The sequence below is a fragment of the Phycisphaerales bacterium AB-hyl4 genome, assembly GCA_041821185.1.
Classification (GTDB): Bacteria; Planctomycetota; Phycisphaerae; order Phycisphaerales; family Phycisphaeraceae; genus Natronomicrosphaera; species Natronomicrosphaera hydrolytica.
In genome coordinates, this window is record JBGUBD010000009.1 from 127,846 (window position 1) to 150,769 (window position 22,924).

At 62.3% G+C, this 22,924-nt stretch carries 17 protein-coding genes; 13 read left to right on the top strand and 4 right to left on the bottom strand.

Features of this window, described 5'->3' with window-relative positions:
* Positions 1-41: 41 nt before the first annotated feature.
* The 4 genes from ACERK3_14700 to ACERK3_14715 all read right to left on the bottom strand — a co-directional run bounded on the left by ACERK3_14700 (position 42) and on the right by ACERK3_14715 (position 7,246).
* The gene (locus ACERK3_14700; GenBank protein ID MFA9479536.1) at positions 42-1,982 is read right to left on the bottom strand and encodes a hypothetical protein; all 1,941 of its coding nucleotides are present in this window, start codon (positions 1,980-1,982) and stop codon (positions 42-44) included.
* A gap of 144 nt (positions 1,983-2,126) precedes the next feature.
* Positions 2,127-4,547 carry a DUF6785 family protein gene (locus ACERK3_14705; GenBank protein ID MFA9479537.1) on the bottom strand — a complete coding sequence of 807 codons (2,421 nt, stop codon included), beginning with the start codon at positions 4,545-4,547 and terminating at the stop codon, positions 2,127-2,129.
* 162 nt (positions 4,548-4,709) lie between these two features.
* Positions 4,710-6,260 (bottom strand): TIM barrel protein, encoded by a 1,551-nt coding sequence (locus tag ACERK3_14710; GenBank protein ID MFA9479538.1) that lies wholly within the window; start codon positions 6,258-6,260, stop codon positions 4,710-4,712.
* Entirely contained in the window at positions 6,257-7,246 is a 990-nt protein-coding gene (locus ACERK3_14715; protein MFA9479539.1) for a Gfo/Idh/MocA family protein, read from the bottom strand. Before ACERK3_14715 ends, ACERK3_14710 begins: the two co-directional genes overlap by 4 nt.
* A 232-nt stretch (positions 7,247-7,478) precedes the next feature.
* Between ACERK3_14715 and ACERK3_14720 the strand changes: the two genes are divergently transcribed.
* The 13 genes from ACERK3_14720 (at position 7,479) to ACERK3_14780 (ending at position 22,918) form a co-directional block, all read left to right on the top strand.
* Complete coding sequence (locus ACERK3_14720) at positions 7,479-8,375, top strand: AraC family transcriptional regulator (GenBank protein ID MFA9479540.1); 897 nt, start codon at positions 7,479-7,481, stop codon at positions 8,373-8,375.
* Positions 8,376-8,837: 462 nt separating this feature from the next.
* Positions 8,838-9,980 carry a GntR family transcriptional regulator gene (locus tag ACERK3_14725; GenBank protein MFA9479541.1) on the top strand — a complete coding sequence of 381 codons (1,143 nt, stop codon included), beginning with the start codon at positions 8,838-8,840 and terminating at the stop codon, positions 9,978-9,980.
* Positions 9,981-9,993: 13 nt separating this feature from the next.
* Entirely contained in the window at positions 9,994-10,800 is an 807-nt protein-coding gene (locus ACERK3_14730) for a PEP-CTERM sorting domain-containing protein (GenBank protein ID MFA9479542.1), read from the top strand.
* 105 nt (positions 10,801-10,905) lie between these two features.
* The gene (locus tag ACERK3_14735) at positions 10,906-11,718 is read left to right on the top strand and encodes a PEP-CTERM sorting domain-containing protein (protein ID MFA9479543.1); all 813 of its coding nucleotides are present in this window, start codon (positions 10,906-10,908) and stop codon (positions 11,716-11,718) included.
* Positions 11,719-11,824: 106 nt separating this feature from the next.
* Positions 11,825-12,598 carry a PEP-CTERM sorting domain-containing protein gene (locus ACERK3_14740; protein MFA9479544.1) on the top strand — a complete coding sequence of 258 codons (774 nt, stop codon included), beginning with the start codon at positions 11,825-11,827 and terminating at the stop codon, positions 12,596-12,598.
* Positions 12,599-12,721: 123 nt separating this feature from the next.
* Positions 12,722-13,420: a type II secretion system protein gene (locus ACERK3_14745; GenBank protein MFA9479545.1), complete on the top strand. Its 699-nt coding sequence runs from the start codon at positions 12,722-12,724 to the stop codon at positions 13,418-13,420.
* Positions 13,421-13,507: 87 nt separating this feature from the next.
* Positions 13,508-14,179 carry a prepilin-type N-terminal cleavage/methylation domain-containing protein gene (locus ACERK3_14750; protein MFA9479546.1) on the top strand — a complete coding sequence of 224 codons (672 nt, stop codon included), beginning with the start codon at positions 13,508-13,510 and terminating at the stop codon, positions 14,177-14,179.
* A 135-nt stretch (positions 14,180-14,314) separates the two neighbouring features.
* Complete coding sequence (locus ACERK3_14755; protein ID MFA9479547.1) at positions 14,315-16,546, top strand: glycoside hydrolase family 20 zincin-like fold domain-containing protein; 2,232 nt, start codon at positions 14,315-14,317, stop codon at positions 16,544-16,546.
* A gap of 369 nt (positions 16,547-16,915) precedes the next feature.
* On the top strand, positions 16,916-18,532 hold the full coding sequence (locus ACERK3_14760) for an amidohydrolase family protein (protein MFA9479548.1): 1,617 nt from the start codon (positions 16,916-16,918) through the stop codon (positions 18,530-18,532).
* A 131-nt stretch (positions 18,533-18,663) separates the two neighbouring features.
* Entirely contained in the window at positions 18,664-19,473 is an 810-nt protein-coding gene (locus ACERK3_14765; GenBank protein MFA9479549.1) for a M55 family metallopeptidase, read from the top strand.
* Between the two features lie 139 nt (positions 19,474-19,612).
* Positions 19,613-20,809: an ROK family protein gene (locus ACERK3_14770; protein ID MFA9479550.1), complete on the top strand. Its 1,197-nt coding sequence runs from the start codon at positions 19,613-19,615 to the stop codon at positions 20,807-20,809.
* Entirely contained in the window at positions 20,806-21,954 is a 1,149-nt protein-coding gene (locus ACERK3_14775) for a hypothetical protein (GenBank protein MFA9479551.1), read from the top strand. Before ACERK3_14770 ends, ACERK3_14775 begins: the two co-directional genes overlap by 4 nt.
* Complete coding sequence (locus ACERK3_14780; protein ID MFA9479552.1) at positions 21,944-22,918, top strand: polysaccharide deacetylase family protein; 975 nt, start codon at positions 21,944-21,946, stop codon at positions 22,916-22,918. Before ACERK3_14775 ends, ACERK3_14780 begins: the two co-directional genes overlap by 11 nt.
* Positions 22,919-22,924: the final 6 nt, after the last annotated feature.

Genomic DNA, 22,924 nt, shown 5'->3' on the forward strand with positions numbered 1-22,924 from the left:
AGGGACTTACACCGACGCACGTCGATGAATTTGCCACCGCCTCACCCCGCCACTGTCTCCGCCGCACCTTGCCCGACCTCCACTGCGCACACCTGCGTCGCCGTCGCGTAATAAAGCCGATCACCCACCACCTGAAGATGGTTGCCTGGCTCGTTGACCATCGGCTCATACGTGAACTGATCATCCGCAAACCATAATCGTCCCACAGACTTGTCATCCGCCAGCCATAATCGGCCCTGCTCGTCGGACGTGATGCAACACACATTCGCCGGCAGCGGTCCCAACTCCCGAATCGCCCCCGTCGTCGGCTGCCACGCCCACGGCTGTGCATCGTCCGCCACCAGCACCTCGCCCCCTGGCAGCGCCGCATGCACCGAAAGCCCCTTGCTGCCCGTCTGCACCGACAACTCCTCACGCAACGTCAATGTCTTCCGATCAAACACGAACAGCATCGCTGCATCACGCGTCGGCGGCGTCGAGTTGCAGTCGGCAAACACCCACGTCGACCCCAACAACCACTCGTGCTCCGCATCTAACAGCAGCGACTTGGGCGTCTGATCCTCAATCAGATTCCGCCACACACGCATCTCACCCGTCAGCGGGTCCACGCGCGACAATGCCCCGTCCAGTTTGCCATACTGCGGCCCGCTCGCCATCCACACATACCGGCCGTCGTGTACCAGCGCCTGCGGACGCATCTGACCTTCCGACGCCGCCGACGCAAGCACGCGCGGGTTCGCGGGCCAACCCGTGGGCTTCGAGGGGTCATACGCCGTCACCGACGCCGACGTATAACTGCTCATCAACACGCAACGCGTCTGCGGCTCCCACAACATTTGGTTGATCTGACCGCCCCCCGGCGCAGCCCGCCCGGCATCCGCGCCCTCCCCCGTACTCAGCTTCATTGTCGAAAAACGCTGGTTGATGAACGGCGCGGTCACCGCCAGATCCAGTTCCGGTACGACGCACATCGCGTGCGCCACAAGCTGACCTTCCGCCTCCGCCAGATCCATCACTTCACGCTCGCGTTTCGCCGCGTTCCACCGCAACGCCCGACCACCCACCGTGACCCCGCACAAATCACGCTCGCCCCAACGACTCATGATGCAAGGCTCGCTGTCGGCCCAACCCTCGCAAACCACCGACCACTGCTGCGCCGCACGGTCGTAACACCGCAACGTATCGTCTTTCGTCATGTAGCCGTACAGCCGACCATCCACCATCGCCATCGCCGACTTGAAGCCCACCCCCTTCGCCTCCACCGCCTCGATCAACGACAGCTCCGGCCACCTCAGAAACTGAGTTGCGACCTTGCCGATCGACGTGTTGTAGGCCTCGAGCATCAGCGTTTGATCATCCACAAACCTCGCTCCATACGTCGCATCACAGCCCGCCAGGCTCGGCGCGTCCAGCGTCTTCGCCTCAAGTGTCTCCAGATCAAGCAATATCAGTCGGGCCTGTGGGACGTTCATCGCCACCAGCACGCGACCCTCCGGCGTGACAGTCGCCCGGTGCCCATACAACGACGGCGGCTCAAGCTCATCCAGCGGTTTGAACGTCTTCACCAGCCGACCCGCATGCCAGTCATACACCGCCACCTCGCCCGGCGAGGCGCACCACACCACATAACGATCCGTCACACACCCACCCCAGGTGATACTGCTCATCGCATCATTCACCAGCACTTCGAACGCGTCCGCCTCCGAGCAGTAACGCACTAGTTCACCCCGACCGCAGCCGACGTATAGCCGACCGTCCGGCCCGGTCTTGAGCATGTACGCGCCCGGAATATCGTCAGGCAACCGCCGCCTGCCCTGCGAGCCCGTCTCCGGGTTCCAGAAAAACAGGTACCCCTTGCCCTCCCCGCCCCAGACACTGCTCACCAGGTGCGGCTCGCCCCGGAACGTCGTCGTTTCGATCTCGGTATTGATAAACGGCAGCCGTGTCGGCGGAATCGCATGTCGTATCTGTGCCTCAATCATGAAAAAAACCTGTAAAAGATATTGTCGAATCATTCAATGCGCGGAGCAGTGAAAATCAGTCCCCATCCGTTCGCAACCTATTTCGCCCCACTCGCGCGCATCAGTATCTGGTCACATCACAAACCTGCCGCCTGCCGTCTGGTCTCAGGGGTAGATCCGGTAAGTCGGCGGCGCCAGGCCAGTGATGGTGTAATAGCTTCCACTGACGCCGGTCCAGAACAGGCCCATCAGCAATTCACCGGCGATGACGCCGATCATCAGCGGCAGCACATGCCGGTAGCCGCGCGACCCGGCGCACTGCACCACGGCCAGCTTGATCGCCCAGCCGATCAGAAACGAGACCGCCAGCCGTGAGGCAGGCATCGTGCCCCATACCAAGAACAGCACCGGGTGAATCGGCCACCATGGCAGGCGCAGCCGCGCAGCGGCGGTGCCCACCAGTAACAGTAGGCCCAGGCCCATCCAGCCCCAGACGGCAGGGGAAAACTGCATGGCGGCCAGCCGGCCGAGCCCCCCGACGGCGGTGGCGGAGGCGAGGGTATCCTGCACGGCGCTATGGGTGATTTGCAGCGTCGCCTGATCGAAAGGCATGTTCGGCAGCGTGCGAACGTCCCAGTCAATGGCCGCGCCGTGGCCGTGGTTATACGTGAGGCTGAACAGCGCGGCGCCCGAAACCAGGAAGCCGGCCAGAAGCATCACGATCAGCCATGGGGCCAGCCGTCCCGGCTTCGTTGCCCCGGACCGCTCGACCATCTGCAGTCCGTTGGCCAGGTACGGCATCAGCAGCGTGCGCGGATCGCCCACCAGCAGCACGCTGGCGATGGCCAGCACGAGATAGGTGGTCGGTCCCAAGGCTTCGAAGCCCAGCAACCCGGTGAGAACGCCTACCGGCAGCCAGTACACCTGTACGAAGAACGTGCCGGTCTCGACGACGATCCGTGTCGCCACCAGGAATATCAGCAGGACCAGCAGGACGAACAGGCTGGCCATCAGCCAGTCCAGCCCCGCGCTGCGGAACACTAGGACGGCGAGCACGAACACGACGATCAGCCCGCGCATCGCCCAGACCGCCGAGGTCGAAACGTCGGCGGTCCGTCTGGTTCCGAACGCCGAAACGAGCACGCTCAGATAGTAGCGCCGGCCGATGTAGGCGATGATGCCCGCCATGCCCAGGTAGGCCCCGAAGCGGAGCATGTTGCTCTTCGCTGCGCCCATGTACTCCGTCTGGAAGCTGACGCCCGCGGTCAGCAGCATCGCACCCAGCAGTCCGTACACCACCGCGGCTATGCCCAGCGAAAACGAGACGGGGGTGGTCAGGAAAAAGCAGAAGGCGATCACGGAGAAGTAGAGGTAGGGGTAGAAAAGCTCGTTCGTGCCCCACACCCGGCTAAAGGTGGGCGCCAGTTCCTTCATTGGCTGGAAGTCCAGGCGCAGGGGAATCGCCGGCACCTCGGGAAACCAGATGTTAAGGCCGTTTATCCCGTGCACCAGCGCCATCGCCCCTACGCCGAACCAGAAGGTCTGCTGCCGGGTGATGTCCGGCAGCCATGCGGTTTCCTTGCGGGCGATGAGTTCATTCACGAAGCGAGCAATCGGGTAGGGCAGTAGCTCGCGCCGGGACCATTGCGGATGGACGATCAGCGTCAGACAGAGGCTCGCCATCGCCAGCAGCAGCCCCGCCGCGCCCCAGAGGCGCAGAGTGGGCCACCACACCCCCCAAGGCAACTGCGTCAGCCTCATCGGCGTATCGCTGCCGACCAGCACCTGCTCCAGTGCCGGGGTGTCCGCCCGGCCGCCGGCCAGCAGCAGACCCCCGCCCCGCGGCGGTGGCAGTACGGCGTCGGGCAGCGTCACCGTCAGCCACCAGCGGTTCAGCCGGATCTGGTCACGCTCGCTCAACGGCGCGTCGCGCCGGGCCTGCAGCAAATCGCGCATCGGGGCCGGCAGCGCAGCCACCTCGGGCGGCGGCTGCGGCGTCAGGTCGCCACTGACCAGTGCCTCGTTGACCACGCGCAACAGGCGCTGTCGCGATTCGATGGGCACAGGCTCGCCAGCGTGGTGTTCGATGAGGCCGCGTTCGTTCGGCTGCAACTGGGCCCACATCCGCTCGAGCACTGGCTGCTCCTGACGGCGTTGTGGGTCGGCCAATGCCGCCGTCAGGCCGGGCCAGTCCTGAACGTGGCCCTCCGCCAGTTGCGGGTCGCCGCCGGGCAGATATCGCATCACGCCGGCCGCATGCCAGTTGGCCTGCGGGCCCTGCCAGTGGTTGGGCATGGCTGTAATGGTGATGAAAGTGCGGAAGTAGCTGAAGCTCGGCCATCCGCAAGCCGCCAGCCCCAGCGCCACGATCACCGCCAATTCCGCGCCGCTCAGCGTCCAGCCAGGCCCGATGGCCCGCAGTAGCGGGTTGAGTGTGAACATCAGCAGTACGAGCAACCCGAGCACGCTGATCGGCAGGTGGTTGCTGATGAACCAGCTGCCCTGGATGAACATGTCGTTGAAGTGCGTGAAGGCGGAAACGAACAACCCCAGCGCCAAACCGCAGATAATGGCTCGAATGGTCATTAAACAGCCTTGTCAAAGCGACGTTGAACGTCTGGATCACCAACTACAGAAACGAATGAGAAATCCGACATCAATTCGTCGACGGTGAGGTTTTTCAAAAGCTACCAGATCCATTTGGCACCCACGCGCGGCGCTTTCGTGTCGATCAGCCAGCCGCCGCGGTCAGTCGTCCGCGTCCAGCGCCCAGCCGGCCATGCGGTCGTAGCGGTAGGTCATGCGCTGCGGGTCGAACGCGTTCATCGCTGAGACGTGACCGTCGGCGAACAGCACGTTCAGCGAAGAGCCAGTGTGATGCGGCTTCCACAGGTCAGGGTCGGAGGCAATGCGGGCGGGGTCCCACACCAAGCACTCCTGCGTATAGTCGTCCTTGTCTGCATCATCTTGCACGAAACGCCGGTTGTTGTCGCCGCCAAGCACGAACGCGCTGGTGATCTGGATGCGGCTGCGCTGGACCGGGGCGTACCGGAATGGCAGGCCGCGCTGATGCTGATCGACCCATACGGCGCGGGTGCCCAGGAAATAGTGAAAATCGCGTTCGTCGGGGTCCCCATAGGTCGGGCAGCCGGAGAAAAATTCCTTCACCGGCTGATACTGATGCAACTGCTGCGTCCATGCATACCACTGTGTGCCTTGCGGCGGACCGGCGCTGTTGTCGATTTCGTTCCAGGGAATCATCTGGCCCGCCAGCGGGTAGTTCTCGCGATGGTCCGTTGCATACATCTCCAAGGCCAGGCCGATCTGCCGGAGATTGGACGCGCACTGCATGCGCTGCGCGATCGCCCGCGCCTTGCTGAGCGCCGGCACCAGGATGCCGATCAGCAGCGCGATGATGCCGATGACCACGAGCAGCTCGATGAGCGTGAAGCCGGTATGGCCGTAACGGCTCGCCCGCGGCGAGAGGGATGCATCGCGTGCAGGAGTTGATGCGCGATCCGGTGTCGGCGGCCGATCCGTGGCCGCTGTCAGCAGCTCGCGCAGCATGCGCGACTCCGCCGCGTGGTCGACGCCGGGGATAGCCGACACGTACTCGACGCTCATCGCGCCACTGTAGCCGACCGCTTCCAACTCGCGTACCAGCTGCACCGGGTCGATCACACCTTGCCCCACCGGTAATTGGATCTGCTCCCACTGCCGTCCCCCCGGTCGCACGTGCACGTGCTGGACCCACGGCAGCAGATTCGCGTAATCCTGCTCGGGGCAGGGCCCGGCGGCAAAATGGCCTGGGTCGAGGGTGATCCCGAGGCCGGGCACGCAATCGACGTAACGTCGCGCCACACGCGGGTCCTCGGTCAGCGTGAAGCAATGGGTTTCCAGACACAGCTGGACATCATGCTTGCAGGCCTGCGCGGTCAGGGCGGTTAGTCGCGCCGCGTCGGCTTCGAAATCGCCGCCACGCTCGGCGGCCGCAATGGTGACCGTACGGGCTCTCGTGCGGTGCGCCAGTTCGGCCAGCGCATCGACCTGGGCGAGTTGTTGGTCGAGCGTCCCCGATAGCCCTGCGTTGAATGCCACCACGCGCAGGCCCGTGGCGTCGCAGCATGTCTGGATGGTGTCGGCCGCTTCGGCCACACGCCCCGGGAGGTCCGCCGGGCAGAGGTGGGCCCACGGGTGAGCGCCCAGATCGACGGTATCAAAGCCCAGTTCCGCCAAGGCGGCGAAGGCTTCGGGCATCGGGCGGCCGCAGAAGATCAGTGACGATCCCGCAAGGATCATAGGGTCGGCTCCAGTTGCATGTTCACGGTGTGTCTTTCCGACGCCGACCGCACGACCGCGTTCTCGAGGGACATGGTGGCGAGGCCGTCATGTCCGCTGGTGGGGGGGGCGTCACCCCGCTGGAGATGCGTAAGCAGCGCGTGGATGGAGGCGGTAAAGCTGTCATCAAGGCTCATCTCCGGTAGCGATCGCAGCGTGTCGGCGAACGGACCGGGGGCCGGTTCGCCGCGCGTGTCGGCGGGGCGGATTCGGTTGACGACGACTCGGGCCTGGGTGCCGTAGAGGCTCAGGTCGATCATGTGCTCGTGCAGCGGCGTGTGCAGCGTCGCGCTCAACGAGGCCGAAACCCCGTTGGCGAATGTGAACGTGGCCGAGCACGACCGCGTGGGGATGTAGAGCAGTTCGTCAGCACAAGGCCAGAAGGCCGGACGTTGGTGGGGCCGGTCGTCGAGGTGGGCGTTTACGGAGAGCGGCTCGCCGAGCAGGAACCGAACCAGGTCGAGCGTGTGGTGCCAGCAGAACGCATGCACCTGCGCGACGAGCATTACCGGCTCGCCGAGCTCACCTGCTTTTAGCAAGCGATTGATCGCGGTGAAGACGGGCATGTGGCGATAGTTGTAGTTCACCGCCAGGTACCGACCCGCCGCCGCGGCAGCCTCGAGCATTCGGCGGCCGTCCGCGAGGCTCGCCGCCATGATCTTCTCGCACAGCACATGGGCGCCGCTGGTCAGGGCATTGATTGTCGGTTCCGCATGGTGCGCCTCCTGCGTGGCCACCGAGACCAAGTCCGGACGCAGCGCTTCGAGCATCGCCTCGACGCTTGTGAATCCGGGGACCCCAAACTCATGGGCCGTGGCGTCCGACCGGGCTTGGTCGAGATCGCAAACACCGACGAGCATGGCGTCGGCTGCCTTGGCGTAGGCGCGGGCATGGTTCCGTCCAGCTCCGCCGCAGCCGATGACCGCTGTCCTCAATGCTTCGACCATGCGGTTTTCTCCGGTGCGGATGTGCGGGGGACGTGACTTTCGTTTAAGCGGGTGGGGAAGGATGCGGTGAGAGTGATCTTCAGATTCTTATTTACGCTCGCTGCCAGTTTCCGTCGTCGGTGCCGATTGTTCGTGGCGGAAGCAAGCGATCATCGGCTATCTATCCGCATGTTACCCCATGCTTGGACTGCCGGGCGTGTACCATCTCAGCATGAAGTTGTATGATTCCGGCATGGCATCGAAATCCACCTATACGATCGGGCAGCAGGCGGTACATCTGAACAGGCACATGCCGGTTCGGGCCGTAATGATGGCTGTGGATCGCGATGTGGCGATGCACGACCACGAGTTCCACGAAATCGGCATCGTGCGCAGCGGCGAGGCAATTCACCGCACGGCCGGGGGGACACGCCGCATCAGTCGCGGCGATGCCATCGTGGTCTGCCCCGGCGATGCGCATGGGTTTTCTCAGCACCGGAACCTGAAGATCAGCAACATCTACTACCTTGGCGCGTGGCTCATGGCCGACGTGCGCAACTTTTGGGATGCGGCGGGCGTGGTGCCGTTATTCGTGCGCCGATGGCTCGCCGCCCAGCCCATCGGGGACGTCGCGGTGGCTCGACTGTTGCCGGACGAGTTGCAGTGGTGTGAACATGAGTTGTCGCAGCTTCATGCCGCGGAAGATGACGATCATGCGTCCCTGCTGTACGCGCGGGCATGCCTGACGAAGGTGCTCGTGTTGGTGGCCCGCGCCCACGCCCGCAGCGTGCCTGGCGTGCAAACCATGAGCTTTCGCAACGAGGTGCGCGTCATGGTGGAGCACATCGAACGCATGGTTGAGCAGGGGGGGGTGCTTCATATTGGCAAGCTGTCGCGCGCCGCCGGTGTCACGCCCGACCATTCCTCGCGGCTGTTCCGGCAAAGCCTGGGCGTGAGCCCTATGCAATATTTCCAGTTGCGCCGCGTCCAGCAGACGGCCGTGCATCTGATGGATCCGGGGGTCAGCATTACGCAGGTTGCGATGCGGATGGGTTTTACCGATGCGTCTCACTTGTGGCGCAGCTTCCGCAGGCACATGAGCGTCTCGCCGCGCCAATACCGCCGCCGCTTCATTGCTGCGCCCAAGTGAGTGTTCGAGCACGTGCAGGCAGTTACTGAATTCAAGCTGCGTTGGCTTCGTACGTTATCAACGGGACACGTTTGTCAGCTTCATCGACATGGAGGAACTCTCCTCTGGCCAGGGAGTTGGCGAGGCACCGCAAAAATCGCCATTGGCTCAACGTTTCCTACGTTCACCACTTTGATGTGAGTTCCACGGCGGCCGCCGAAGTCGAAAATCTCAGCTTTTGCAAATACTGCCGAAGGTGCGAAAAAAAACACTTGACAGTCCGCAGAAAACAAGGATACACTAATACGCATCTGGCTTGCGGTCATCCGTACACGGTTTGTTGATCATGTTTCGCGATTTTATGGTTGGTTTTCACTAAAAACAGGCGGCTATTCAAAAGTGTCGAGAAGTCATCCGGGGGCGGTATGGCCTGTTTTTGCGTGTTGGATGTATTACTCTAATGGCGTATGGCCCGATTGAGGCATGATGTCGAGAGTTGTCGAAGGAAACAAGGTGCCGCTGTATCGCCAATTGGCGACGACCATGATGCAGCGGATCCGCACCAGCGATTATCGGCCTGGGGAGGCCCTTCCGTCGATTCGCACGATCTCCAGCGAATTCAACGTCAGTGTCAACGTCGTACAGCGGGCCATTCGCGAACTAGAGAGCAAAGGCATGGTGCTCACGCAACATGGCAAGCAGGTGCTTGTGGCCGAATCGAAGCGGGCCGGTCAGGCCGCCATCGTGTTTGGCATGATTCACCCCTACGCTGGCGGCATGGTCTTCGGCCGTGACGTGCTCTATTTCGCCGGGCAGACCTTCAGTGGCCGAAACAATCTCTTGTTTACCGTTTCATCCGATGGCAGCACCGCCCGCGAGCGCGAACTGGCCGAGCATGTCGTGGCCAATGGCGCACGCGGCCTTCTGCTCTGGCCGGTTGAAAGTGATCTCAACGTGGCGTTCTTCGAAAACCTCGCTCGCCGCATTCCGATCGTGCTCGTCGACCGCCTCATTCCCGGCAGCAAGTTGCCCGCCGTCGTCCACGACACCCAGGCCGCCGGCCGCGACATCGCCGAGCAGTTCTTTAATCGCATGAAACGCCGACGGCTTCTGGTCCTCGTTGACGACCTCGATATCTCGCCCTACCAGAGCTTGCTTCACGGCTTGCGGACGCACGCCGACGAACTGGGCCGATTCACCGACCTGACCACCATCCAACTGCCCATCTCCAAAGCCGTCGCTCAGTTCAATCAGTCCAATTTCAGCATGGTCAGCCAGTTCACTCAATACATCGAACGCCTCGTCCGCGAAGACGACTACGACGGGCTGTTCTGCTACCAGGATGACTTTCTCGACTACATCGTCATCGAGACCGGCCTGAGTGACCGACTGCCGGGCCTGCAACTCGGCTGCACCAACAGCGGGGGCCTGAACACGCGATCACGCCGCTTTCAGGAGTCCAGGCCCGTGACCTGGACCATCGATCACATGGGCGCGATTTCGCTCGCCGCCGATCGTTTGCAGAACTGGGTGCTTTCCAAAAAACCGTTCGATGGTGTCATCGAACTTGAACTGAAACGGTGTGATCCCGTTCAAACGCCTGCACGTCCCTTATCACCTTTTTGATGGAGTAGAGAACATGAAGTTAGCCACAAAGACAGCATTGACCGCAGCACTGTTCAGCCTCGCAGTCGGCACGGGCGCAGCCCATGCCGCGCCGATGGGCGGCATCCCTGGCGGTGATTTCGAGTCGGGCTTCGCCAGCGGTGGCACCGAGCCTCTGGCTTCCTTTTACGACAATGACAGCAACCTGATCGGCCAGTGGAACTGGGCTGCGTCCGCAAACGCCAGTTCGACGATCGTGACGCGCAATGACAGCAAGGTGCTGCGCCTCTGGCAAGAGTGGCAGCCGAGGTCTGCCCATGCCTGGTTCACCGCATCGACCGCGTATGCCACGCCCACCGACAGCCCGTGGGAAATTGGTGCTGATCTGGCCTACCAGCGCACGTCCGGCAACGGTGCGAACAAGGCCTTCCGGCTTCGGTCGGGCGATCAGAACAGCACCGTGCTGTTCCAGATGCGATTCAACTTCCAGGGTATCTGGTATGCCACCCCAGGCCAGGCCGAAGTGCTGGTCGCCAAGCCAGTTGGATCGCCGGCGAACTGGTCCGCCCTCACGGTCGACATGAAGCGCGCCGCGTTCCACTATGACCCGATCACCGGTGCCGCCTCCGGCTACTTCGATGGCCAGGAAGTCTTCAACGTGACCACGACGACCGGCCTTAGTGTCCGGAACGTGCAGTTCAGCCACTACACCGGTGGTGACTGGGACCCGGGCCAATTCTTCGTCGACAACGTCTACGCCGTGCCCGAGCCCGCGTCGATGGCGCTGCTGGGCCTCGGCTCCGTGCTGATGCTCGCCCGCCGACGTCGGCAGATGGCCTGAATCGAGTAATCCCCGTGATGCGGATGCGAAAGCCTCCGCGTCATCTTCGTGATCGATCTTACTGCGTCGAATGAAAATGTTCTAAAAATCTAACGAAGCGAGAATATGAAATTGGCCACGAAGACAGCATTTACAGCAGCACTGCTAACTTTCACCGTCGGCACCGGCGCATCCCACGCCGCGTACGTCTCCGACTTTGAGGCCCCGACGTACACGGCCGGCCAGACGGTCATCGGTCAGGATGGCTGGGCCGGATGGCCAAACGCCGTTACGACCGCGAATAGGACTCAAGTGACGTCTGACTCGGCTCGTGTACTGGACGGCTCACAAAGCGTTTTCCTCAATAGCGCAGGATTGACAGCGCCAGGGGCCGCCGATCGACGCGTCTCGGTGTACCGGGACATCAGCAGCGCCGGGGTGTGGGGCGACGGCATGACCGCCTCCGTCTGGATGCGAAAGGACGACGCCACTGCGGGTAGCTCGATCAACTGGGCGCTCTCGCCAGATCCGGCAGTGGGAGCAAGTCCGGTCTACGTTGAGTTCATGGACGGTAACGTTCAGGCGTTCACCTACAGCGGTGGTGCGTACACGTTTCCGGTCCTCGGAAGCTATATCACGGGCAACGCCTACGAGGTGTCGGCGGAACTGGACTTCACCGCCCAGACGTACACCGTGAGCATGCGGAACGTCACGCTCGGTGAGACCGAACTATCTGAGCTCGGCACGGTGGCGTTCGCATCGCCGGGGACGTTGACCCCTGCCGACTTCGAAGATGCTGGCGCATTCGCGATCCGAGCCAGGGAGGGCGGCGAAGGTGTCTTCGACAACGTGAGTATCATCCCCGAGCCCGCGTCGATGGCGCTGCTGGGTGCCGGCTCGCTGCTGATGCTCGCCCGCCGACGTCGGCAGATGGCCTGAATCGAGTAATCCCCGTGATGCGGATGCGAAAGCCTCCGCGTCATCTTCGTGATCGACCTTACTGCGTCGAATGAAAATGTTCTAAAAATCTAACGAAGCGAGAAACATGAAAAGTATTTCGAAAACCCTGTCGGCCACAGCCGTCGTAGCACTTGCCATGACCACCGGCGCGGTGCACGCCGCGCCACTGGGCGGGACTCCCGATGGCGATTTCGAGGCATTTACCGCTCCCGGTCCCATTAGTCTCATCAACTCGTTCGGCACTTGGAGCGGCGTAGAATCCAGTAATGCCGGTGCCGCGGTGGTGGCCGATACGCCCGGTGGCAGCCAGGAAGCCCGGCTGACGCTCGTCGGGTCGGGAAGCGCAAACGCCCTCGCCATCTACACCGCCAACAACAGTGTCCCTGAGTCATTCGAACTATCCGCCGACCTTCGCAACGTTTTTTCGAACGGACCGGTCGATACTGGCATCAGCGCACGCTTCATCGCGCTTTCCCTTGACAACGGCACTCCCCAGTCCCAGGACGTTCTCATCGTCTTCCGTGATAGTGGCAATGTCGACTGGTACGTGCCTGGAGACTCCGGCACCGTGACCGACATCGGCACCCTCACGACCGACTACAAGACGGTCGGCATCAGCTACGACGTGGTATCCGGCGCCATCAGCGGCACGTTTGACAACGCGTCGGTTTTCAGCACCACCACCACCCCCGGCCTCGCGTTCAACCAAGTCTACTTCCAGAACTTCCGGTCTGAAGGTACGAGCACCACTGAGTTCTACATCGATAACGTCAATCTCATCCCCGAGCCCGCGTCGATGGCGCTGCTGGGCGTCGGCTCGCTGCTGATGCTCGCGCGTCGGCGTCGGCAGACGGCCTGATCCGAACCTTCGCGAGGCGGGCCCGACCCGGCCTGCCTCGCTTTTACCCGAACGGCTTTCGCCAAAGCGGGTATCCCTTTGATGAGCCCCTGCCTGCAAGTAGTACAGAAAGGACCTTCACAAATGTCTCACTTCCCTACCCGGACTCGTGGTTTCACGTTAATTGAGCTTCTGGTGGTGATCTCCATCGTAGCTCTACTGATCGCCATACTCCTGCCGGCACTCTCGGCGGCACGGCAGACGGCGAGGCAGATCCAGTGTCTGTCCAATCAGAGACAACTCGGCATCATCCAATCAATCTACGCTCAGGACGATGATGATCAGCTTCCAATGAGCCTGCACGGTGCCGAAACGGATGGGTACTCGTGGGTCTATTATCTTCGGCCTTACTTCGGCGTGAACCCGGCGGCCGTCCACCGCAATAACTCCCCCGATTACGAAGCGTTTCATTGCACCAACACCGGTCTTGCACCCGGTACCCGTCACCCGGGCCTGATCTATGCGCAGAACATGCTCGTTGCCGGTGTTTTCGTCCCAGGCGTGATCGGCCGGGGTCGGGTGCCGCTGGGTGCGGTTGACCGTCCTTCGCGAACGATCAGCATTGCCGAGACAGACTATGCGGATCGCAATCTGAGTCTCGTCCTCAGCAACCATTTTGATGGTGCGCAGCAGGACACGGGTACGCTTTTCAGCGCCATGACGGTTTCAACGAAATGGCATACTGGAGCAATCAACGTCCTCTGGCTCGACGGCCATGCCGGCAGCGAGGTGAACACGCCTGAACTCAGGAGTGAGACCCACTACCTGAGGGCCACCAACTAAAAAGCGCGTAGTCGGCCAAGTGGATTCACGCCGGCGGGACGATGGCTTGGCAGTCCCGGGAGTCACGGCAAGAGAGAGCGTGAAACTATGAACCAGACCATGCCGCGCGGTGGATTCACCTTGATTGAGCTACTAATTGTGATTTCCATTATCGCTCTGCTGATTGCTCTTTTGATGCCAACCCTGGGGGCGGCTAGACAGCAGGCTCGAGCGATCCAGTGTCTCTCGGGTCAACGGCAGATCGGGTTGATGTTTGCTGGCTATATACAGGATGGTGACGGTTGGTATCCGCACGCGGCCGTGGCGACGCCGGGCTGGGCGTCGCTGATCTCCACATGGACTAGCACGCTGGACACATGGAATGGGGCTCCGGCAAACCAGGCTGGCACGTTCCACAATCCGTTTTTCAGGTGCCCGTCCGATGACAACCCCACCTGGTTGATTTATACGCACAGCTATCGGGTGAATCAGGCGTTCATGTGGCAGGTGTTCAACAATGCCCCTGCATCGATCCGGCGGGAGCGGACGGTCAATGATGTGGAGATCCTCAAGCCTGCCAGCAAGATCGCCGTCGCAGAGGCCAGCGGTCAGTACACAGGCGATCACTTTGCGATTCCTTCGTGGCGGGCCACGCAGCCGATGCAGGTGGGCGGAATTGACAAACGGCATCGTGACAGTGCGAACTACCTTTATTTTGATGGCCACGCAGCGACGTCGCGCGACGTGCCGGCGCTGCGTTATTGGAGTCGAAGCGACTGAGCGTCGCGATTGACAGAAGTATGCGTGGTGAGGACTACCGCGTGAAGGTGGCATTGGCCGAGGACCGGTTGATGTGACGGTTCCCTTAGCTTGCTGCTGGGGATGATTGACAGGAACGCAAAACAGGAAAATTTCATGATCCAGGAATTGCTGAATCCGGTGGTGGCTCGTATTTCGTGGTTTGCTATGCCGGGGCTGGTGGCAGTGCTGACGCTGCTGGGCGTGGCGGAGATGACGCAGGCGCAATTGAATGCGTATCGCCATCGCACGGGCGTGCTGCCAGAGCCGCAGCGAACATTCAGTTTGCAAGGCGAGCGAGCCTTTCAGTTTGACGAGCAAACCGTCCTGGTTGTGCTCAACGAGGAGGACCGGATTGGGGCCGAACTGCTGGCCGACGATTTGAAGCATCGCGCGGGCCTGGCGTTGGCGATCGTGGACGATCCTGCCGAGGCCGAAGGTCGTTCGCATGTGCTGATCAGTCGGGCGGACAGCGAGTCGGCTTCGTCACGCGATGAACGTCTTCGGCGGCAGATCGGCGAAACGCAGGCCGAGGGCTACCGATTGTTCGTGCAGCGCAACCGCGTGGTCATCGAAGGCCACGACGCCCGCGGTGCGTTGTACGGGGTGCAGACGCTACGTCAATTGGTGCGCGGCGACCTGTCGGTGCCGGCGTTGGCCATCCGCGACTGGCCGGAGATGGAATGGCGGATGGCGTACGGGAATTTCGCCGGCCGAGTGGCGACGAGCAAGGAACTGATCGATCTTTACCTTGAAAGTGCATCCGCGGCGAAGATGAACGTCGTCATCATGGAGACGTTGTGGAATCATCACCAGAACTGGTGGTTCAACCCCACGGACGAACGTCGGCGATTGGGTGAGTATTTCTTCAAGCGGGCGAGGGAACTGCATATCGAACCCGTGCCGTTGGTACAGGGGCCGGGCTGGGGCTATGGCGTGACCGACCTGGATCCGATGCTCAGCGAAGGCATCTGGATCGAAGACGAGCCGGTGCAAATCAAGGTTGCGGAACCGACGGCGCTATCGAAGACGAACGTGGTCACGAACGAACACGCGCCGATCATCGTGAAGAGCGAAGATGGCGAGACGCGTTACGAAGAAGGCGAAGATTTCCGCATCATCCGCGGCCACACGGTCCGTCCGTATCATGCTGCTCACGAGCCTTGGAAGGTTCAGGCGCTGGAAGGCGGCGCGATAGAAGACGGCCAGACCGTGCTGGTCAGTTACAACCATGTGACACCGCACGCGCACAAGGCGTACTGCCTTTCGGACCCGGGCAGCTATGAGATTGTCGACCGCACGATCGACAACGTGATGGAGATCTACCAGCCGGAGATGGTGCACATCGGCCACGACGAAGTGTGGGACCTCGGCACGTGTTCGCGCTGCCTGGAAAGCGGCAAGGAAGGCGGCGAGCTGGTGCTCAAGCACGTGCTTCACGTGTATGAACGATTCAAATCACACAACCCGGATGTTGTGATTCTGCTGTGGGACGACCTGCTCCGCCATCAGCGAAGCGGCACGAGCTACGGCATTCTTTATGAGCATGCGGACGAGCTTCCCAAAGACCTGATCGTGTGTCCGTGGATCTACCATACGAGCGATGAGCACTTCCAGCAGATGCAGGAGCGACTCCGCCATCAGACCGCGATGGGCTTCGAGGTGGTCGGCACGCCGTCGGGTTACTGGATGGAAAACAATCTGCTGTGGTATCAGGCGCTACAGCCGTACGTGGCAAACGGCACGGCCCGGGGGATGATGTTCACCGAGTGGGAAGCGGCGTTGAATGGATCGAACATGCCTGCCGCGGCGGAGTTGATGTGGTCGGGGCGGCGGACGTCTCGGCCGGTGTTCGACTACCTCGCCGCCCTCACCGCACGGCTCAAATCGCAGGGTTTCGCATTGACCTATCCGCTGGACAGCGTCCGGCAGCGTCAGGCCGTCACCGCTTTGTTTACCAAAGCCGCCGAAGCAGGGCAGTCGTCCGTCGAAGCCGTGAAGGCGTTCCGGACGAACGTGATCGGTGACACGAGCATTCTCCAGGAAGCCTACGGCCGTACCAACTGGGCCAACATGGCGCAGAGCCCGATCCATGTGCAACAAGTGGCGATGGTGCAGCGAATCCCAGCGTTCCTCGAAGCGGTGGCGTATTACATCGAAGCTTCGCATCGTCATCATCGTGGTGACCGCCGGCAGGCGGACGAGATGCTGAAGGAGGCGATCAGCCGCCTGCACACGGTGGGCTACCTCTCGTTTGAGGAAGCTGAAGCGTTCCGCGAACAAGTCGGTGAAGGATGGATAGCTCCGCAGGATCTGCTCGGTTTCGAGGTGCCTGTCGGCACCGAATAATGCCCGGAAACCATGCAACTGTTCAGCCATCATCAAACCGCGAAGCAACAAGTGCCTGCCGTCTATTGACAGGACGCCGCATGGGGTGTGGCGGGCCGCTGCGAGTCGCAGCGGCGGTCGAGTTGCCCCGGCTTACGGGAAGCCGGGATGGGCGTGAACAGAATCAATCGGTGTGCAGGCCGCGTGACATGCAGCAGCCAGATTGCGATCTCCGGGCGGAGGTTCGCCCACCTTCGGCCGGCGGAGGCGGAAAAGCAGGTTCGATGGGTCAGGGCAGCGGCGGCGAGGTCATCATAGAATCGTGGCGAACGAGGCTGCGAGAGGCATCGTGATGGCAGCACGGCCGCACAGAAGGCAGAGGGAATCGACATGAGTGACGGTCCGACATTCTTCGATGCATTCACCCGCTACGGCCCCAAGCCATTTCAGCATGGTGCGCAACCCTGGCGGCTGGAGCACCTGATCGAGGAGATGGATCATTGCTCGATTTCAGGGGCGTTGGTGACGTCGACAGCGTGCACGTTGTACGACCCGATGCGCGGCAATCTGGAACTGGTGGAGACACTGGCGCCTTACGACCATCTGTTCCCCCTCTGGAACGTGATGCCCCACTGGACAGGTGAGATGCCCGAGCCTGAGGCGCTGACCGCGCTGAGGCAGGAGTATGCGGTCGCGGCGGTCACCCTGTCACCCACGACCAACGGGTGGCGGATTCCCGCGGCGACCAGTCGGCCGTTGCTGGACGAGTTGCAGCGCACCGCGACGCTGACCATCCTCGACATGCGCGACGCGGGCGAGGCCGATGTGGAATATCTCGTCGAGGCATACCCCAAGCTGCCGATCCTGATGGTTGGCCTGGGTTGGTCGCGGCAGCGGTGGGCGCTGCCGATGTTGCTGCATCATCGCAATCTGCACGTCGCCTTCGACCACTTCCAGATCAACTGTGGCTTGGAATGGCTGGCGCAACGCGGATGCGAGGACCAGCTTGTTTATGCCTCCAACGCAACGGACATGTCGATGGGAGCCCACCGGTGCTACGTTGACTATGCCGACGTCAGCGACGACGTGCGAGCCAAGGTGGCCGGGGGCAACCTTGTTCGGCTGCTCCACGGTGTGAAGCCGCCGCGCGTCCATGTTAACGGGCGTGAGGACGAACTGATGACCGCGGGGCGGCGGGGGGAGCCGTTGCCCACGCCGGTGCTGGACATGCACACCCACATCCTCGACGAAGGGTTGAACGGCGCCGGCGGCGCGTACACGATGTTCGAGGGTGGGCCGGCCGGCGTCGCGCGACTCGCCCGGCGGATGGGCGTCGACGCGATGGGCATGATGAGTTGGCATGGCCCGGTGGCAACGTTCGCTGACGACGGGAATCGTTGCGTGCGTGCGGCGCTGGATGCCATGCCCGACGACTACTGGGGGCTGGGTACGTTCGACGTCGTCCATGACAGCCCGGAGCAGATGCGCAGGAACATGGAAGCCTGTTTCGCCGACCCGCGCATGCTCGGCCTCAAGCCCTATCCGCATTATGGCAAGCACTACGACCATCCGGACTACGAGCCTTGGTGGCATTTCGGCGAAGAGCACGGGCTTTATGCGCTGCTGCATGTGAATCGGCAGGATCTTTCGGAAATCGATGCACTGGCGCCGGCCTGGCCTGGCCTTACGTTTGTCGTAGCGCACTGCGGCAGCAGCTACGTCATGGCCGACCACGCTATTCGCGTGGCCCGGGCGTGGCCGAACGTGATGCTGGAGATCACATTGACACCGGTCTGCATGGGAATCGTCGACCATCTGGTGAACGGTGCCGGTGCCGACCGCGTGGTGTATGGCAGTGACCTGCCGATGCGCGATCCGCGGCAGCAGATGGGCTGGGTGGTCTTCTCCCGTTTGGGGCTCGAGGCCAAGCGGCAGGTGCTGGGCTTGAACGCCCGTGGCATGATCGACGCCATCAGGCGGCGACGCCGATCCGCAGTACGCCCCTGAGCGGCATGTTCCCACCGCTTGCCATTGTGCGAGCCGGGGCGGTAGCCGAGTCCTTTGATGTTGTGTTGCGTGATGGCCAATTGAAGGCCTGATTGGCAACCCGTGATCGGGAATCACAAAAGGGTACCTGAATGATCGTCTGGATTTGTACCGACATGGAAGGTCTTGCCGGCGTTGACGATTGGGAGCAGTGCTACGCCACGGACGACGAAGCGCCGATCTACCTCGATGGTCGGAGGCACCTCACCGATGAGGTCAATGCGGCGGTCGCCGGCTGTTTTGATGCCGGCGCCACCGAGGTGCGTGTGCTTGATGGGCATGGCCGAAACCGGTTCAAGGGTTTCGTGACGGACCGTCTTGATCCGCGAGCGAAACAGATGGGGGTCAGGTCGTGGCGGCCGCTGCGCTGGGAGGGGCTCGACGAATCAGTGAGCGCGCTGGCGATCATAGGCCAGCACGCCATGGCCGGGACGCTCAACGGCTTCCTCGATCACACGCAGATGCCCAAGGAAATCTGCCGCTTCACCCTCAACGGTGAAGAGCATGGCGAGATGAGCCAGATGGCACTGTACGCAGGGGCGTTCGGCGTTCCGCTGGTCTACACCTCGGGCGACGAGGCCCTGTGCGAGGAGACGCGCCGGTTGTTCCCCCATGCCCTCACCACACCGACCAAGCGCGGAACGGGGTGGGCCACCTGTGAACTCTATCCGCCGGACGAAGTGCGTCTGAACATCCGGCGGGACATTGCCACGGCCATGCGGGCCATCGATCCCGCGCAGGCCTGGAAGCTTTCGCTGCCGATCGAGGTGGGCTACGAGTATGCCTACAGCGGACTGGCGGACCGTTTCAATAACGTTCCCGGCGTACGCCGTCCGCATGCGAGGTCGGTGGCTTGGGACATTCACGATCCGCGCGACGTGTTCACGGCACCCACAGCATGATTGTGAAGCGGAATCGGCGGGGCAAGCCCCTGTGGTGCGGCGACGACCCTCACGTCGCCTTCCGCGCATAATGACATTTTCTTCGAATTTCGAAAAAATACAATTGAACTCATGTGTTAATACGTTATTTTAAGAATTAATGAGCGGTCATAGCCTGATTGATAACGCGATTTTCGGCGTTTTAGTCACCAGTGGCGACCTCAGCATTCCGGCTGTGGCCCGGTCGCTGGAAATGCCGACGTCTACCGCCAACGGCATCGTGCAGCGACTGGTCGAGGAAGGCCGGATCGAGCGTGAGTCGGTGGTATCGGCCGGCGCTACCCGACGGGGCCGACCGGCGGCTCGCTACCGGCCACGTCTTCTGAAGCCTGTCGCGGCTTGCGCGCTTGATGGTTCCTCCTTGAGCGTCGGCCTCGTCGACCGCGACCTGTCGCTGGTCGGCCGTCACGATCGCCGATTCCGCGCCCGGGAGATGGGGCAGGTGCTGGAATTGATTGTTGAGAGCTTCGACGAGGCGTGCGCTGAGGCCGGGATGAAGCGGAAGCAGTTTGCCGGCCTGGCGCTTTCGGCCAATGTCTTGACGATGGCCCAGGGGGTGGTGAGCAGTTCGGTCCTGCCGTGGATTGGTGTGGAGGCCATCCAGCATTGCCGATCGGCGCTGGGTATGGAGGTTCGCTTACTTCAGCATGCCCACTTGATCGCGGCCTACCAGGGGATCGAGCCGCCGCGGCCGCGCATGATGGTCCGGTTCAACGTCGGCGACGGGGTCAGCGCTCACCAGTTGACCGGTGGGCGGCCGCATGCCGGAGCCTCGGGCATGGCGGGCGAGCTCGGTCATACCATTGTTGATCCGGACGGGCCGTTGTGCGGCTGCGGCCGGCGCGGCTGCCTGGAAGCCCTGGCGAGCGGGCCGGCGATTTGCCGGGCACTCATCGAGCGAGCGACCCCGGCGGTCATGACCCGCCTGGACCGGGCGTGGCTCGCCGCCACACCGCCCTCGCAGGCCTTTGACGCGGTCTATGAAGCATGGCTGGCCGGGGATGGTGCCGTGGTCAGTGTCATGGAAAAGGTGCTCGACGATCTGGCCCGAACGTTGGCCACGGCCTTGAACATGCTGGATCCCGACCAGGTGCTTGCCAGCGGCTATGTGCTCCAGAATCATCCGCAATGGCTCGACCAACTCGAACAGCGGATGCGGCGATGGGTGTTTCAACTCGACCGGCGAAACCTGCGCCTTGTTCCCGAACACACCGATGTCGAACAGGTTCTGCGCGTTGCGGCTTTGCTTTTTTCTTATCCCGCGTGTTTCGATGCTTTTACTGGAAGATGTCCATGACGATCAAGGCTCACAAACTCAAGGATCACGACTTCGGCGATCAATGGAACCAGCAGGTGCATCATCGCTGGAACTATGCCGACATGATCGCTGACCCGCACTGGCGCGCAGACTGGATCAGCTTCGACGGCGTGGTTCATCACGCCGCGAGCGATCGCGTCTATTGCGGCATCACGAGTTTCGCGGCCGACATTTTCAAGGCTTTCGACCGCACGACGGGTACGTTCATTGACTTGGGGTTCGACGCGGTGGTTGACCAGTACGATGCGAAGTTTCACCGATCCATGCAGATGGATTCGGCAGGCGAATACCTCTATACAGCGACGGCGCTGCTGCACGACGTCGACCGCTATTACGAAGCGCCAGGCGGCGGGCTGTTCCGGCATCACCTGCCCACCGGACGAACTGAAAAACTGGGCATTCCACTGCCGCACATCTACATCCAGTCGATCGCGCTGGACGAAGCGCGAGGCAGGATCTACGCGATGCACTTCACCCCCGAGCGACTTAGTGCATACGACCTGGCCACGGGTGAGACGCGAGATCTCGGGCCGATCAGCAGTGGTATGGCGATGGCGCAGGGCGAGAACGTCTGCCTCGACAACGTCGGCCGGGCGTGGGTCGGCTGGCATGTGACGCGGGCCTGGCAGGCCGAGTCCGGTCCCGAAGCGCATCGCCTGGCGTGTTTCGATCCCGAGGCCGACCGCATTGTCTATCACAAGCATGGTCTGCCGCGGCGTGACGGAACCACTGGCCATGCCAAGGTGGAGGGCCTGTTTAACCTCGGCAGCGAACTGTTCGCCTCCGGTGATAACGGTTCGCTCTACCGCGTGGACACCGACACCGGCAGGGGGGAATACCTCGGCACGCCCATCGCCGACCGGCCATCGCGGCTGACGTCGCTGGTGATGCACTGCGACGGCTATGCCTACGGCGTGGTCGGCCGTGCGGGGCATTGCCGTTTGCTCCGCGTCGATCCGCGCGACGGAGCGTACGAGTCAGGCCCGCCCGTCGTCACGGCCGAGGGCGACGAACTCTGGCAATGTCACGACGTGACCATCACGCCCGACGGCGTGCTCTTCGCCGCCGAAAACGATCACCCTCGCCGTCCGGGTTACCTGTGGGAGATTTCTCTTGAGCAGTAAACAGCCCAACGACGCCCCGCCTTCGCGGAAGGAAGCTGCGTCCACCATCGAGCCGGTGCGTCTGGTGATGTCCATCGACTGCGAGGCTCTGCAGCAGTCGATTGCCGACCCGGCCTTGGGAGAACGATCGACGCGCGGGTTTGCCGATGTGCTTGAGGCCAACAAGTTGCGCGGCACGTTTTACGTCATCAGTCCAGACCTTGAGGCCCATGCGGCGGTCTATCGGGATCTGGATCGGCGGGGCCATGAAGTCGGCGTGCACATCCATGCCGGCGAGCATGATGCGCCGGAGTTTCTCGGCCTGCTGTCGGCGGAGGAGCAGCGGCGAGTGATCCAGGACAACGTTGATCGCTTTGCTCAGGTGATGGGGCGGCCGCCGCTGAGCGTCTGTCTCGGATATGGATCGGCTAACGACGCCACCTATCCGCTACTGGCCGATGCCGGCTTCCGCCACGGGGGGGCGAGCATTCCCGGCCGCCGACTCCCGCAGTGCGCTTCGTGCTGGGACGGAGCGCCCCTGGATGTGCACTACGCGCACCGCTGGTTCCGCATGCTCCCGGGCGACCTGGACTTCGTGGAAATTCCGCCGACAGTCGACCCGGACTCCCGAATGTGGGGCGGGAAGCATTGTCAGGATCTTCGCATCGAACTGGTCGATGCTAAATCGCATTGGCACTTGATGGACAAGACGATCGCTCGGCAGGTGCGCGACGGCGTGGCCATGCCAGTGGTTCGCGCGACCACCCACAACATTTTTGAATATGACGACCCGCGCAACTTCCGACGCCAGACGCTTGAGGGCACCATTCAAGGCTTTCTGGACATCTGTCAGCGGCGAGAGTTGTCATGGCAGACGGCGACGTCTGCCGATGTGGCCGAGCGATTTCGCGCATTGCACTCGCTGCCGACCACAGCAGCAGTGCCTGAACTGGACACCCGGGGCCGGCAATTCACGAAGGCGTGACGCACC